The 13,103-nt window shown below is 70.3% G+C and carries 17 protein-coding genes and 1 pseudogene; 10 read left to right on the plus strand and 8 right to left on the minus strand.

Features of this window, described 5'->3' with window-relative positions:
• Window positions 1-76 precede the first annotated feature (76 nt).
• Entirely contained in the window at window positions 77-541 is a 465-nt protein-coding gene (locus ACZ60M_RS07420; RefSeq protein ID WP_465415675.1) for an Lrp/AsnC family transcriptional regulator, read from the plus strand.
• Here the strand turns inward: ACZ60M_RS07420 and ACZ60M_RS07425 are convergent.
• On the minus strand, window positions 538-966 hold the full coding sequence (locus tag ACZ60M_RS07425; RefSeq protein ID WP_465415677.1) for a hypothetical protein: 429 nt from the start codon (window positions 964-966) through the stop codon (window positions 538-540). The two genes, ACZ60M_RS07420 and ACZ60M_RS07425, sit on opposite strands and share 4 nt — an antisense overlap.
• A 93-nt stretch (window positions 967-1,059) precedes the next feature.
• Here ACZ60M_RS07425 and ACZ60M_RS07430 point away from each other — a divergent pair, with 93 nt between their 5' ends.
• Window positions 1,060-1,419 carry a MerR family transcriptional regulator gene (locus tag ACZ60M_RS07430; RefSeq protein WP_465415679.1) on the plus strand — a complete coding sequence of 120 codons (360 nt, stop codon included), beginning with the start codon at window positions 1,060-1,062 and terminating at the stop codon, window positions 1,417-1,419.
• Here ACZ60M_RS07430 and ACZ60M_RS07435 read toward each other — a convergent pair.
• Window positions 1,400-2,020, minus strand: a complete 621-nt coding sequence (locus tag ACZ60M_RS07435; protein WP_465415680.1) for a TetR/AcrR family transcriptional regulator — start codon at window positions 2,018-2,020, stop codon at window positions 1,400-1,402. The genes ACZ60M_RS07430 and ACZ60M_RS07435 overlap by 20 nt on opposite strands.
• A 37-nt stretch (window positions 2,021-2,057) precedes the next feature.
• On the opposite strand from ACZ60M_RS07435, the gene ACZ60M_RS07440 reads away from it, so the two are divergent.
• The gene (locus tag ACZ60M_RS07440) at window positions 2,058-2,384 is read left to right on the plus strand and encodes a rhodanese-like domain-containing protein (RefSeq protein ID WP_465415682.1); all 327 of its coding nucleotides are present in this window, start codon (window positions 2,058-2,060) and stop codon (window positions 2,382-2,384) included.
• Between the two features lie 121 nt (window positions 2,385-2,505).
• Window positions 2,506-2,967, plus strand: coding sequence for a DUF2871 domain-containing protein (locus ACZ60M_RS07445; RefSeq protein WP_465415684.1), 462 nt, complete (start codon window positions 2,506-2,508; stop codon window positions 2,965-2,967).
• A 17-nt stretch (window positions 2,968-2,984) separates the two neighbouring features.
• Here the strand turns inward: ACZ60M_RS07445 and ACZ60M_RS07450 are convergent, their stop codons facing one another.
• A complete protein-coding gene (locus ACZ60M_RS07450; RefSeq protein WP_465415686.1) occupies window positions 2,985-3,932 on the minus strand; it encodes an NADP-dependent oxidoreductase in 948 nt (315 codons plus the stop codon).
• A gap of 172 nt (window positions 3,933-4,104) precedes the next feature.
• On the opposite strand from ACZ60M_RS07450, the gene ACZ60M_RS07455 reads away from it, so the two are divergent.
• Window positions 4,105-4,719, plus strand: coding sequence for a cellulose binding domain-containing protein (locus tag ACZ60M_RS07455; protein WP_465415688.1), 615 nt, complete (start codon window positions 4,105-4,107; stop codon window positions 4,717-4,719).
• A 1-nt stretch (window position 4,720) separates the two neighbouring features.
• Here the strand turns inward: ACZ60M_RS07455 and ACZ60M_RS07460 are convergent, their stop codons facing one another.
• The 3 genes and pseudogenes from ACZ60M_RS07460 to ACZ60M_RS07470 all read right to left on the minus strand — a co-directional run bounded on the left by ACZ60M_RS07460 (window position 4,721) and on the right by ACZ60M_RS07470 (window position 6,864).
• Window positions 4,721-5,191: an OsmC family protein gene (locus tag ACZ60M_RS07460; protein ID WP_465415802.1), complete on the minus strand. Its 471-nt coding sequence runs from the start codon at window positions 5,189-5,191 to the stop codon at window positions 4,721-4,723.
• Window positions 5,192-5,338: 147 nt separating this feature from the next.
• Window positions 5,339-6,373: pseudogene (locus tag ACZ60M_RS07465) on the minus strand (winged helix DNA-binding domain-containing protein); the annotation flags it as partial.
• A 77-nt stretch (window positions 6,374-6,450) separates the two neighbouring features.
• Complete coding sequence (locus tag ACZ60M_RS07470; protein WP_465415690.1) at window positions 6,451-6,864, minus strand: SRPBCC family protein; 414 nt, start codon at window positions 6,862-6,864, stop codon at window positions 6,451-6,453.
• Window positions 6,865-7,065: 201 nt separating this feature from the next.
• Between ACZ60M_RS07470 and ACZ60M_RS07475 the strand changes: the two genes are divergently transcribed.
• Window positions 7,066-7,647, plus strand: a complete 582-nt coding sequence (locus tag ACZ60M_RS07475) for a pyridoxamine 5'-phosphate oxidase family protein (protein WP_465415692.1) — start codon at window positions 7,066-7,068, stop codon at window positions 7,645-7,647.
• 47 nt (window positions 7,648-7,694) lie between these two features.
• Here the strand turns inward: ACZ60M_RS07475 and ACZ60M_RS07480 are convergent, their stop codons facing one another.
• On the minus strand, window positions 7,695-8,822 hold the full coding sequence (locus ACZ60M_RS07480) for an FAD-dependent monooxygenase (protein ID WP_465415694.1): 1,128 nt from the start codon (window positions 8,820-8,822) through the stop codon (window positions 7,695-7,697).
• Window positions 8,823-8,984: 162 nt separating this feature from the next.
• Between ACZ60M_RS07480 and ACZ60M_RS07485 the strand changes: the two genes are divergently transcribed.
• Entirely contained in the window at window positions 8,985-9,953 is a 969-nt protein-coding gene (locus tag ACZ60M_RS07485; RefSeq protein WP_465415696.1) for a GntR family transcriptional regulator, read from the plus strand.
• Here ACZ60M_RS07485 and ACZ60M_RS07490 read toward each other — a convergent pair.
• Window positions 9,950-10,540: a TetR/AcrR family transcriptional regulator gene (locus tag ACZ60M_RS07490; RefSeq protein WP_465415698.1), complete on the minus strand. Its 591-nt coding sequence runs from the start codon at window positions 10,538-10,540 to the stop codon at window positions 9,950-9,952. The genes ACZ60M_RS07485 and ACZ60M_RS07490 overlap by 4 nt on opposite strands.
• A 66-nt stretch (window positions 10,541-10,606) precedes the next feature.
• Between ACZ60M_RS07490 and ACZ60M_RS07495 the strand changes: the two genes are divergently transcribed.
• From ACZ60M_RS07495 to ACZ60M_RS07505, 3 genes are all read left to right on the plus strand, one after another.
• Window positions 10,607-11,530: an NAD-dependent epimerase/dehydratase family protein gene (locus ACZ60M_RS07495; RefSeq protein WP_465415700.1), complete on the plus strand. Its 924-nt coding sequence runs from the start codon at window positions 10,607-10,609 to the stop codon at window positions 11,528-11,530.
• Window positions 11,531-11,604: 74 nt separating this feature from the next.
• The gene (locus ACZ60M_RS07500; protein ID WP_465415702.1) at window positions 11,605-11,922 is read left to right on the plus strand and encodes a DUF4190 domain-containing protein; all 318 of its coding nucleotides are present in this window, start codon (window positions 11,605-11,607) and stop codon (window positions 11,920-11,922) included.
• Between the two features lie 40 nt (window positions 11,923-11,962).
• The gene (locus ACZ60M_RS07505) at window positions 11,963-13,096 is read left to right on the plus strand and encodes a trypsin-like serine peptidase (protein ID WP_465415704.1); all 1,134 of its coding nucleotides are present in this window, start codon (window positions 11,963-11,965) and stop codon (window positions 13,094-13,096) included.
• Window positions 13,097-13,103 lie beyond the last annotated feature (7 nt).

Raw genomic sequence — 13,103 nt, forward strand, 5'->3', positions numbered from 1 at the left:
ATCAACGCTATTCGGATGTTCGGTGAAGAAGGGGCCTGTCCGAACGTTCGGCTGGAATCGGCGGGATAATCCGTGGATGGACGAACTTGACGCGTCGATCGTGCGCCTGCTCCAGTCGGATGCGCGGGTGTCGAACCGGGAGCTGGCCCGCAGGCTCGGCGTCGCGCCTTCCACGGCGCTGGAGCGGGTGCGGGCGCTGACCAGGCGCGGGGTGATCCGCGGGTACGGGGCCGATGTGGACCTCGCGTCGCTCGGGCGGCGCGCGGAGGCGCTGGTGTCGGTGCAGCTGCGCCAGCACCAGCGGGCCACGTACGAGGCGTTCCGCGAGACCGTGGGGTCGTGGCCGGAGGTGGTGACGCTGTTCGTCGTCTCCGGCAGCAGCGACATCGTGATCCATGTGGCGGTGCAGGACGCGGAGAAGCTGCACGCGTTCCTCGTGGACCGGCTCGGCACGCGGCCGGAGGTGGCCAGGTTCCAGACGTCGATGGTGTTCCAGCGCCACCACAACCGCGTGCTCGATCCGATGTCCGAAGAGGATTAGGCCCGGCGGGCGCGCGCCCACAGGCCGAGCTGCGCGACGCCCCAGGCGGCTTCGACGGCGAGGAAGCCCCACAGGATCTCGGGGCCGCCATGGGCGAGCACGTAGGCCATCCAGGTGGAGAAGAGGACGCGGGCGATGCCGTCGAACAGGCCGTGGATCACTTGGGGCCGAACGACGCGCAGCATTGACCAGACCAGGACGACCGAGCCCATGAGGTTGGCGTAGAAGACCTGCATGAGGTCGAGTTCGGGGAAGCCGCGGAGGCCGAGGGCGCCGCTCGCGGCGTCCAGCCCGGCGTGCAGCAGCGTGAACGTCCAGGGCGTCGCGAAGGCGGCGGTCACGATGAGGTCGTAGACCGCGCTGGAGCGCACGAGGCGCAGGTACGCGGCGGGACTCGTTGCGGGCGTGAGGGTCAGGTCCGTCATGGCGGGGCTCCGTTCGTTGCGGTTGCGGGGACGGCGCTACCGTAAACGGTGGAGTGCACTCCAAGGTCAAGTCGAGCGGAGCGGGGAATCGGGATGCGCATCGGTGAACTGGCGGAGCGGTCGGGCCTGAGCAGGGACGCGATCCGGTTCTACGAGAAGATCGGGTTGGTCGAATCACACCGATCCCCCAACGGCTACCGGGAGTTCGGGGACGAGGCGGAGCCGTGGCTCGCGTACGTGCGCACCGCGCAGCGGCTCGGGTTCTCGCTGGCGGAGATCGCCGAGCACGGCCGGGAGGTGCGCGAAGCGCCCGATTCGGCCGCCAGGCTGTCGGCGATGTTCGCGGAGAAGATCGCCGTCGTGGACGCGAAGATGGACCAGCTCGCGGCCCTGCGCGCGGAACTGGCCGAGCGGGCGGGCACGGGGTGCCCGCTCACCCCCGACCCGAGTTAGTCCACATTCGACGTATGCCGGACCTGATCCGCTCCTCCCCCAGCTCGGGCAGCAGCGCGGTGAGCAGTTCAGCGTCGAGCATCGCCATGAGCGCGTGCGCCGTGTGCTCGGGGTCCTCGTTGTGCGGCAAGAGGATCGCGACGTGGCGGACCCAGAAGCGGTACGCGCCGATGCGGTAGCGCGCGCCGGGACTGGCGGTCTCGGACATGCGCAGCAGCGGCAGGTACTCGAACGCGTAGTCGAGGTAGGCGTCCGCGAACGAGGCCAGGCGCTCGGGTTCGGGCGCGCCCGGCCCGAGCGGGGGCGGGCCGCTCAGGACCGCTTCCTGGAGTAGGCGTTCGCGCGCGTCGAGGAGGGCGGCGGCGAGGCCGGCCTTGTCGCCGAAGCGGCGGAACAGCGTCCCTTTGCCGACCCCTGCGGCCGTCGCCACCTGGTCCATCGAGACGGCCTCGACGCCGTGCTCGGCGAAGAGCCGCGCGGCCGCGTCGAGGATCGCGGCGCGGTTGCGGGCCGCGTCGGCGCGCTCCTTCGGCGGCGGGGTGCGCAGCAGCTCAAGCGGGGTTGCGGAACCGGACTGCGGTCCGTTACTATCGTCAGACACATATGGACTATAGTCCACTTACCTGGAAGGCGATACCATGACCGCGCTCATCACCCGAGACGAACTCCAGGCCGCGATCGCGAAGGGCTCGGTGACGGTGCTCGACGCCCTCGGCGGCGAGTACCACGCCAAGCAGCACCTTCCCGGGGCCCTCCCGCTGGTGCTCGCCGACGTCGACGCCCTCGCGCCGACCCTGCTGCCCGACCGCGACGCCGCGATCGTCACCTACTGCTCGAACGAGGCCTGCCCGAACAGCGGCCAGGTCGCCGAGCGGCTCACGGGCCTCGGCTACAGCAACGTGCGCAAGTACAAGGAAGGCATCGAGGACTGGACCGAGGCCGGGCTGCCCGTCGAATCCGCCTGAGCCCCATCGCATCGGCCGCTCCGCCCTGCGCGGAGCGGCCGCCCGGCCGGGGCGATACGGTGTCCCCGCAACATCCGCATCAGCCGCCCCGCCGATGCCGAATCCCCCCCGAGGAGCCCCCGTGAAACTGCTGTTCCACACCGCCAACATCTACATGATCCTGGGCCTGGTCAGCGGCCTGTACTACCGCGAACTCACCCATCTCACCGGGTACGAGGGCGAGACGCGGCTCAGCGTCGTCCACACCCACATCCTCGCGCTCGGCATGCTGTTCTTCCTCATCGCCCTCGCGCTGGAAAAGGTCTTCACGCTCAGCGAGAGCCGCCTGTTCAAGTGGTTCTACTGGGTCTACAACAGCGGCCTTGTCATCACCGTCGCGGTCCTGACCCTGCGCGGGACGCTCACGGTCCTCGGCAACGAGCCGACCGGCGCCGCCGACTCGGCGCTCGCCGGGATCGCCGGGCTCGGGCACATCGTGCTCACGGTGGGCCTGATCCTGTTCTTCCACGCGATCGAGAAGCGCATCAAGGCCGAGAAGTCGACCGAGAACGCTGCGGCCGAAACGGAACCGGCTGCGGCATAGGCCCGCGGAGGCGGGGCCTAGGCGGTCTCGACGGTGAGCACCGTCTTGCCCCGCGACTGCCCCGCCTTCAAGCGTGCCAGCGCCGCCGCCGCGTCCTCCAGCGGGACCTTGAAGTCGATGCGGAGCCGCAGCTGCCCGAGCTCGACCGCCTCCGCGAGGGACGCGAGCGTCGCCGGTCGGGCGTTCGCGTACAGGTTCGCGCCGCGCAGGCCGCGCGAGGCGAGCACCTCGGCGTCGACCGCGCCGTTCGAGGAGACGACGACGCCGTTCGGCTTGAGGAGCGCCGCGATCGGCTCGAGCGCGGCCGCATCCGAGATAAGGTCCACAATGGCGTCGATGCCGCCCGGATGGGCGACGCGCACCTGGTCCGCCGTGGGCCCGGCGGTGAAGTCCACGGTCTCGGCCGCGCCGAGTTCACGCAGGTACGCGGCGGTCTCAGGGTCCGTAGTCGCGATGACGTGCACCCCTTGGGCGACCGCGAGCTGCACCGCGGCCTGGCCGACGCCGCCCGAAGCGCCGTTGACGAGCAGGGTCTGGCCCGGGCCGATCCCGGTGCCCTCCACGAAGTCGTGGGCGGCGGCGCCCGCCGTGGGCAGGGCGGCCGCGGTGTCGAACGGGAGGCCCGCGGGGAGGCGGGCGAGCTTGGCGGCCTTCGCGACCGCGTACTCGGCGTAGGAGCCGCGGCCCTCCTTGACGTCCATGAACTGGCCGAAGACGCGCTCGCCGGGCGCGAACTCGACGCCCTCGCCGACGCGCTCGACCGTGCCTGCGCCGTCGGAGCCGAGCACCAGCGGGAAGGCGTGCGCGACCGAACCGCGCATCGCGCCCTCGATGACCTTCCAGTCGAAGGGGTTCACCCCGGCGGCGGCGATCCGCACGAGCACCTCACCGGGGCCGGGCTCGGGGACCGGCAGGTCGGCCACGCTCGGTTCGGTATCGAAATCGGTCACTACAACGGCACGCATGGACATCCTTCCGTTCGCCCGAATCTACACCGGTCACAGTGGCGGGTTCAGGCGTTCGGCCTGCGGACCGGCGCCTTGTACGCTTCACCTGGCTCAGCACCATAAAGGCCGGTACCCCCGCCCGGCGGCCGCGAACCCCTGCTGGCCCCGATCCCGTTGGAGGAGTGCAACTATGCGCCCATGGATGGACCGCGCCGTACTGCGCGGACGAATCCACGGCCGCCTCCTGCTCGTGCTCGTCGCCGTCGCCGTCCTCGCCTCGGTCATCGCGATCTGGCAGTTCGGCGCGGTCCGCGACGACCACGCCCCGGACCTCGCCCAGTTCGACGACACGGAGACCGTCAGCGCGCCCGATGCGAGCGCTCCGCAGAGCGCGGCCCCCGGCGATACCGCGTCGGTCTCCCCCACCGCCTCCGAGTCGCCGTCCGGGACGGCCAGCGCGAGTGCGAGCGCGAGCGAACCGGCGGCGACCACGGAAGCAGCCGTCAGCGGCCCGCAGTGCACGGCCTCGCTCACGCTCGACAACGCCTGGGACGACACGGTGTCGGTCACGGTCACGATCGCCAACCCGGGCGCGGACCCGGTGGACGGCTGGGAGGTCCTGATCGGGATCAAGCACCTGACGGTGACCGCGACCTGGGGGCTCTCGCACATCGAGGGCGAGCGGTACGGGGACATCCTGCTCAACGCGGCGCTCGACCCGGGCGGCAGCGTCGACGCGAGTTTCCAGGCCGACGTGCAGGGCCGCTACGAGCTCCCGGCGACGGTGCCCTGCACGCCGGTGTGAGCTACCCGGCCAGGATCCGGGGGTTGTGGTGGACCGGGAAGTTCACCGAGTTCGCGATGAAGCAGTCCTTGTTGGCGTTGTGGTGGAGCTCGAGCGCGCGGTCGGCCTTCGCCGGGTCGTCGATCTGGACGACGGGGTTGAGGGTGACCTCGGTGAAGCGGCCGCCGTTGCCGTCCTGCGCCATGGTGCCTGTCGCGGTGTCCTCGTAGGCGGTGACGACGATGCGTTCGAGCGAGCACAGCGCGAGGTACGTGAGCATGTGGCAGTCGGCGAGGCTGGCGACGAGCAGCTCTTCGGGGTTCCAGCGTTCGGGCTGGCCGCGGAAGGCGGGGTCGGCGCTGGCCTGGATGACGGGTTTGCCTGGGGCGGCGAGGTCGTGGTCGCGTCCGTATTCGCGGTAGTTCGCGGTGCCTTTGCCGGTGTTGCCGGTCCAGCGCATCGTGATCTCGTAGTGGTGCTCGCGGCCGCTCATGGCGGGCTCCTTCCGGGTCGGGGGGTGGGGCGGAAAGCCTAACCGAGCGGCCAGGAGCATGGTCTCGCCTGCGGGGAGTCTGGGCCACCAGTGGCGGTAGCGGGAGTAGACGTCGGGGTCGCGGTCGGCGAGGAGCGTTGCGAGCGCTTCGGCTTCGGCGGTGAGACCGGCCCAGTCCTCGGCGGTGAGTTTGCGGAACGCGGTGGCTTCGATGCCTTCGGGGGTGGTGCGCCAGACGCCTGCGGTGTGCCCGTCGACGAGGAGCATCGGGAGGACGTCGCCGTTGTTGCGGATCACGGTGGTGCGGAGGTCGGCGGGGATGGTGCGGCTGCGGTCGGCGTAGGCGAGGAACACGTTGTCCCACATGGCCATGAGGCGCGGCGGCGCGGGTGTCCCGGGGTCGGGGAGGGCGGCGCCCTGCAGGTCGTAGAGCGTGTCGCCGTTCGGGCCCCCGTACTGGTGCAGTTGTGCGCCTAGGGCTTTGACGGCGTGTCTGGCCCTGCCGCGCTGGACCATGGCGAACTGGGCGATGTCGGGGACGGAGGCCGGGCCGAACCCGGAGAGGTAGCGCAGGACGAGGCCTTGGAGGGCGGTGTCGGCGGCGTCCTTGTCGCCGAGCGCGGGCCGGTCGGGCGCGGCGAGGTAGGCGACCTTCTCGTTGAACGTCCAGGGCCCGCCGAGGGGGACGCGCAGGAGCGGCGCGTACTGGCGGATGCCGGGCCAGGCGGCTTTCGCGGTGTCGGGGCCGAGCCGTTCGGCGAGGCGGTCCTCGCATTCGCGGGCGGTGCGGATCTCGGCGGTGAAGTCGAGGATGTCGGCGGCGTGCCGGGCGGCTTCGGGCGCGGCGATCCCGGATTCGGCGATGCGCCCGCCGAGTTTCGCGGCGTAGAGGGACGGTTCGGTGGCTTCGCGGAAGGGCCGGTACTCGTCGGCGGCGACGGCGTGCAGGGTCATGCGGATCGGGTTGCCGCGCACCAGGTCGTAGGAGGTGAACGCGGCGTCGAGGTCGGCGGGGCCGAAGCCCTCCACCCGGTTCCACAGTCCGATGTAGGGGGACGCGGGCGACTGGGCCTGGATCGCGACGGCCGATCGGACGGCGGCGACCACGTCCCCTGGCCTGCGTTCCAGGAGGGACTGCCGGTCGAGGGTGGCGCGGTTGAGTTGGGTGGCGGTGAGCTGCATGGCGTCAGCGTCGCAGGTGCGTCGGGACCGGGCTGTGGCGGCCCGGCCCCGGCGCCTCCGCGGGGATCAGGTCGCGGTCAGGCCTTCTCCACGTAGGCGATGCAGGAGTCGAGGAGCATCTGGCTGCCTTCCTTGGCCATGTCGTGCTCTTCCTTGGTGGCGCAGTTCTGGGAGATGGTAAGGCGGGTGCGGCCTTCGCCGAGGTCGGCGAGGTCGAGGCGCATGACCTCTTCGCCGCCGCCGGGGGTGTCCATGCCCATGACGAGCAGTTCGTGCTGGACGACCTCGATGTAGCGGCCGGTGATGGGGAACTCCTGGCCGTCGGGGGTGACGACGGTGGCGGTGTAGCGGCCGTCCGGGGTCGGGTCCATCGAGACCGAACCGGGCTTGGAGTAGCTCCACGCCTCGTAGGGGGCGTCCTCGGTCCAGGCGGCCCAGACCGCGGCGATGGGGGCGGCGGCATCGGCGGTGAGGGTGTAGGCGTGGCTCATGGCTTGCTCCTTGGTTCGTGTCGTTCGGTGTACGCCTATAGAGACTTCCCGGGTCCGGCGGATTCATCGCGGCTTCGGAGGAAATTTTTCGCGACCGCGGCGGGTGGCGCGGGCATCCGCGAGCTGGGAAGGTTGTTGCGGGTGCGGAGCGGCGGGCGTAAGTTGAGTTTCGTCCACAAGTTGGGAGTTGAGGTTCACATCATGGGAAAGACGTATGAGGCGATCGACGGTCGCCTGCGCGAGTTCATCGAGGCGCAGCCGGTGTTCTTCGTGGCCACCGCGCCGCTCACGGAGGACGGGCATGTCAACCTCTCCCCCAAGGGCCACAACGGATCGCTGCAGGTACTCGACGAACGGACCGTGGCCTATCTGGACTTCGGCGGGTCCCATGCCGAGACCCACGCGCACCTGCGCGAGAACGGCCGCATCACCGTCATGTGGTGCGCCTTCACGGGACCGGCCAATATCGTCCGCGTGCACGGCACCGGCGAGGCGGTCTACCGCGACGACCCGCGCTTCGAGGAGCTGATCCCTCTGTTCAATGAGGCGGACGGGCCGGGCGTGCGCGCGATCATCGTCGTGCGCGCCAAGCTCATCAGCGACACGTGCGGGTTCGCGGTGCCCTTCATGGATTACAAGGAGGAGCGGACCCTGCTGCGGCAGTACTGGGGCCGCAAGACCGAGGACGAGTTCGCCGAGTACTGCGAGACCAAGGAGACCAACGTGACGAGCCTCGACGGGCTCCCGGCGCTCCCGCTGCCGCTGCCTCCGCGCAAGGGCTGAGACGGATGTAGGGCCGCACCGGTTCTGGTGCGGCCCTACATGCTGCGCTAGTCGAGGACCGTGTCGAGGTCGATCGCGTTCTTCGCCTCGTCGGTGCGGGCGGTCCGCTCCTCAGGGGAGGTGGACTGCGGGTCCATCAGGGCCAGCGCCTGGTTGACCTCGACGAACGGGCGCATCCGGCGCTCGTAGCGTTCGAAGGCCAGCCGGTGGTCGCCGGTGCGGCCGAGTTCGAGGGCGAGGACGTAGGCGCCGACGAGGGCGAGGCTGGTGCCCTGGCCGGAGAGGGGCGCGGCGCAGTGGGCGGCGTCGCCGAGGAGGGCGACGCGGCCTTCGCTCCAGGTGTCCATTTTGATCTGGGCCATGGCGTCGAAGTAGAAGTGCTCGGCCTTCCACATGCGCTCGATGAAGCCGGGGACCTCCCAGCCGAAGCCGGTGAGGTGGTCGGCGACGAGCTGCTTCTGCGCGTTGGCGTCCCGGTAGTCGTACTCGATGGGTTCGGGTGCGGCGAAGCCGAGGTAGATGCGCAGTTCGGCGTTGTCGCGGACGGTCATGACCGCGCCGCCGTCGCTGCCGTTGTTGAACCAGGTCTGCCAGTGGTCGAGGCCGAGGTAGTTCTCCGCGGTGAAGACCGAGAGGTAGGTGCCGAGGTGGTGCGAGTACTGGGCTTCGGGGCCGAAGACGAGCTTGCGGGTGTTGGAGTGGAGGCCGTCGGCGCCGACGACGAGGTCGAAGCGGCGCGGCTCGGCGTGCTCGAAGTGGACGGTGACGCCGTCGTCCTCTTGGTGGATGGCGGTGATGGAGTCGCCGAAGAGGTGTTCGATACCGTCGTTCTCGGCGTGGACGAGGTCGACGAGGTCGTCGCGGAGGATCTCGATGTCGTCGGAGTCGAGGGCGCCGGAGGAGAGCGCGAACTCCTCGGAGCGGAAGATCTCGTTGCCTTCGGGGTCGAGCATGCTCATGCCGTTGCTGTGGTTGGCGAGTGCGCGGGCCTGGCCTTCGAGGCCCATGCGGCGAAGGACGTGGAGGGCCGCGCCGCGGACGTCGATGGCCTGGCCGCCGCGGCGCAGCTGCGGGGCGCGTTCGAGGACGACGGGGGTGAGGCCCTGCTCGCGGAGCCAGTAGGCGAGGGCGGTGCCGGCGACGCTGGAACCGGAGATGAGGACGGTGGCGTTCATGGGGTGCTCCTTGGGATACGTTGTACTCGGCTGTCTGGAACCAATGTAGGAAATACGGCTCTGACCTGCAAATACGTGCCTGAACTGGCCTAGTACAGACGGCATCGGGGAGGACCGGCGGGGCTAGGATCTGTCGTAGTACAGACCGAGGAAGGGGCCGCAGTGCCTGAACCGACCGAGCCGCCCGCAGTGCCGCCTTATGTGCGCATCGCCGCCGAGCTGAGCAGGCGCATCACCGACCGGGAACTGGCTCCTGGCGACAAGGTGCCGTCCACGCGGCAGGTCGCCCAAGAATTTGGTGTGGCGCTCGCCACAGCAACGAAGGCGCTGGACGTGCTGCGGGCCGAGGGCCTGGTGATCACGCGTCCGCGCTCGGGCACGGTGGTCGCGCCGAGGCGGGCCGCCAAGGCCGGGGAGCCCGCGGAGCTCACCAGGGAGCGGGTGCTCGTTGAGGCGATCGCGATGGCCGATGCCGAAGGGCTGGAAGCGGTCTCGATGCGCGCGGTGGCGGGTAGGTGCGGGGTCGCGCCGATGTCGCTGTACCGGTTCGTGGAGGACAAAGAGGACCTGACGACCGCCATGGCCGACGCCGTGTACGGCTCGGCGAGGTTCGAGCGCAACGAGGCCGACCCGTGGCGGTTGCAAGTGGAGTCGCTGTGCCGGGAGCTGTGGCGGCTGCACCGCGCCCACCCGTGGCTCGGCCGGACCCAGCCGCTCACCCGGCCGCTGCCGCTGCCGAGCGTCATCCGCCTCGGCGATCGCCTCCTCGGCGCGCTCGAGGTGCTCGGGCTGCCGCCGAAGCTGCACATGGACGTGCATGTGCTGCTCTTCAGCCACATCGTGGGCCTCGCCTCGAACTTCGATGCCGAGGACCTGGCGGTCTCCGAGACCGGGCTCTCCTCGGAGGAGTGGACCGACCTCCAGTACCTGCCGCGCTTCGGCGACGACGCGTTCATGAGCACCAACCCGCACTTCGCGAAGCTGTTCGGCCACTTCGGCTCCATGGCCGACGGCTACGACTTGGACCTCGAAGGCCTCTTCGAACTCGGCCTCGGCCTGACCCTCGACGGCATCGAAGCCCTCGCGCGGCGCCTCGACGCCTCCGCGGATGCGGAACCGGGCGGGGCCTAAGCCAGTCCTTTGAAGAGCGACGCGAAGGCGCGCTTCCAGTGCGCGTCCGCCTCCGCCTCCTCGCCGAGGGCGCCGCGCAGTTCAAGGCTCGCGAGGCCGTGGGCCATCGCGTTGAGCTGCACGGCGATCGCGAACGGCTCGGCCGGGGCGAAGACGCCGGCCTCGACGCAGCGGGCGCAGGCCGCGACGAGTGCGTCAAAGGTCGGCTGGATGCGGCGCCCGGCCTCGGCGTCGGGCCGGAACTCGGGCACCGGGCGTCCGAACATGAGCTCGTAGAGGTGCGGGTTGTCGCGCGCGTTGGCCCGGTACGCGTCGCCGAGGGCGAGCAGGTCCGCGGCGGGATCGCCGGTGCGCGGCACGGCCGCGAAGGCCGCGGTGAGGCGGTCGAAGCCTTCGAGGAACATCTCCCGGACCAGGCCCGCCTTGTCGCCGAAGAGGTTGTACACGGCGGTGGTCGAGGTGCCGGTCGCCTGCGCGACCCGCCTGGTGCTCAGCGCGGCCGGGCCCTCCTCGGCGAGAAGGCGCCCGCCCGCGTCGATGAGCTCGCGGCGCAGCGTCTCGTAATCGCGTTTCCTCGGTCTCGGCATGTTGACAAGAGTATCGTAACATGGTTACATAACACTGTTACCAAACCTCGGAACTTGGAGCACCCCATGTCTGAACTGCATGTCGTCCTCGGCGCCACCGGCGCCATCGGGAAGGCCGTCGTCGCCGAGCTCGCCGCCCGCGGCCGCGTGGTCCGCGCCGTGAGCCGCAATGCCGAAGGCCCGCAGGGCTTCCGAGCGGATGTCACCACCGCCGAGGGCGCCGCCGCGGCCTGCGAAGGCGCCTCGGTCGTCTACCAGTGCGCGCAGCCGCCCTACGCCCTGTGGGCCGAGGAGTTCGTGGGCTTCACCGACACCGTCCTCACCGGAGTCGAGAAGGCCGGAGCGCGGCTCGTCATGGCCGACAACCTGTACATGTACGGGTCTGTCGAAGTGCCGATGACCGAGGAGCTGCCGTACGCGGCGGCGTTCCCCAAAGGCCGGGCCCGTGCGCGGGTCGCCGAGATGATCCTCAACGCCCACAAGGAAGGCCGCGTCAGGGCGACGCTCGGCCGGGCCTCCGACTACTTCGGGCCCGGCGGGGTGAACACCATCCTCGGACCGCCGGTCTTCCCCGCAGCGGCCGCCGGGAAGACCGCCCGCTGGATGGGCGAACCCGACGAGCCGCACACCGTCGCCTACCTCCCCGACGTCGCCGCCGGGCTCGTCACCCTCGGCGAGAACCCCAAAGCCGACGGGTATGCGTGGCACCTCCCGGTAGGACCGCCCCTCACCGGCAGCGAGTTCCTGGACCTCGTCTGGCAGGCCGCCGGAACGACACCCAGGAACGGGTACGTCGGGCGCGGCATGCAGCGCCTCATCGGCCTCTTCAACCCGGTCGTCAAGGAGCTCGGCGAGACCTGGTACCAGCGCGACCGCCCCTTCGTCGTGGACGACACCGCGTTCCGCGCCTCCTTCCCCGACCACGTCGAGGTGACCCCGCACGACGAGGCGATCGCGGCGACCCTGGCCTGGTTCAAGCACCACGGCTGATTCCCCCGAAACGCCCCATACCACCCGAACCCCTCCGTAGACTGCGCACACTCACCGTCTGCAATGGAGGCAGCATGACGCAGGACTACGGACCGGGCGCGCAGGTCAACATGCCCCGGGAGATGAACGGGCTCGCGATCGCGGCCTTCGTGCTCGCGATCGTCGGCCTGTGCTCCCCGCTGGGCATCCTCGGGCTCATCCTCGGTTACGTCGCGAAGAGCCAGATCAAGGCCCGCAACATGGCAGGCGGCGGCCTCGCCACCACCGCGATCATCCTCGGCTGGATCGCCATCATCGCGTTCGTCGTGTTCATCCTCGTGCTGGTGTTCGCAGGCGGCTGGGACGCCTGGATGGACCGCTGGGACGAGTACAAGAGGGACAACGGCTACTAGGCGAGACCCCACCCGACGCGACGAACAGAAGAGGTCTCCCTTGCAGCGCACACTCGCCCGAACCGCCGCCACCGCCATCGCCGCCGCAGCCGTGCTCGCCTGGGCGCCGCACGCCGCCGCGGAAGCGGCACCGCAGTACCGCGCCGACCAGATCGGCCAGCGCGAACCCGCCGACATCGCGCTCGCACCAGGCGAAGCGGAGCACCTCGCCCACGCCGGTGCGGCGTTCGTCAAGGTCCGCTTCGACCGCGTCGCGCTCGGCGAGCGGGACACGATCACCGTCTCGGGCCCGGACGGCACTGAGTCCTATCAGTACAGTGCGGCCGACGTCGCGGACGGCGGGCTGTGGGCGCTCTCGATCGAGGGCGACACCGCCGCCGTGCTGCTCCACGACGCCGAGGACGGTACGGCCGCCGCGGCGCACGTCGCCGAGTACTCGCGGGGCCTCAACGAGGCCGAGCTCGCGTCCCGCCCGGGCGAGACGCAGGAGGAGAGCATCTGCGGACGAGACGATTCGCGGAACGCCGTGTGCTACAAGGACTCCAACCCGGCCGTGTACGGGCAGAGCCAGGGGGTCGCGCGCCTCATCATCGGCGGCGAGTCCTACTGCACGGGCTGGATCGCCGGGGACGACCGGCTGATGACGAACAACCACTGCTTCGACTCCGGCGACGAAGCGCGTGTGACCGAGGTGCAGTTCGGGTACGAGTGCGTCAAGTGCTCGGGCGGGAAGACCCGCACGACGGTCAAGGTGAGCGGCGCGAGTGTCCTGGAGACGGACTGGGCGCTGGACTTCACGCTGTTCACGGTCGCCGAACCGGAGCGGATCGCGCACCTGCCCGCGCTGGAGGTCAGCTCGGCTCCCGTTGGGCTGCACGACAAGATCTACATCCCCGAGCACCCGGGCGGGCGGCCGCTGCGGATCGCGTCGGCCAGTACCTCCGAGCCCGACGGGCTCGGCTCGCGGTGCCTGGTCGGCGACGAGCGGCGGGCCGGTCGCGCCCCGGGCAGCGACTTCGCGTACCTGTGCGACACGGAGGGCGGGTCCTCGGGTTCGCCGGTGATCAGCCGCGCGACGGGGCAGGTCGTGGGCATCCACCACTTCGGAGGGTGCCCGAACCAGGCCGTGCGCATGGACCTGATCTACCCGCTGATCGCGCCGTACCTGACCTGATAGGAGC

The organism is Glycomyces sp. NPDC050141, from assembly GCF_055586545.1.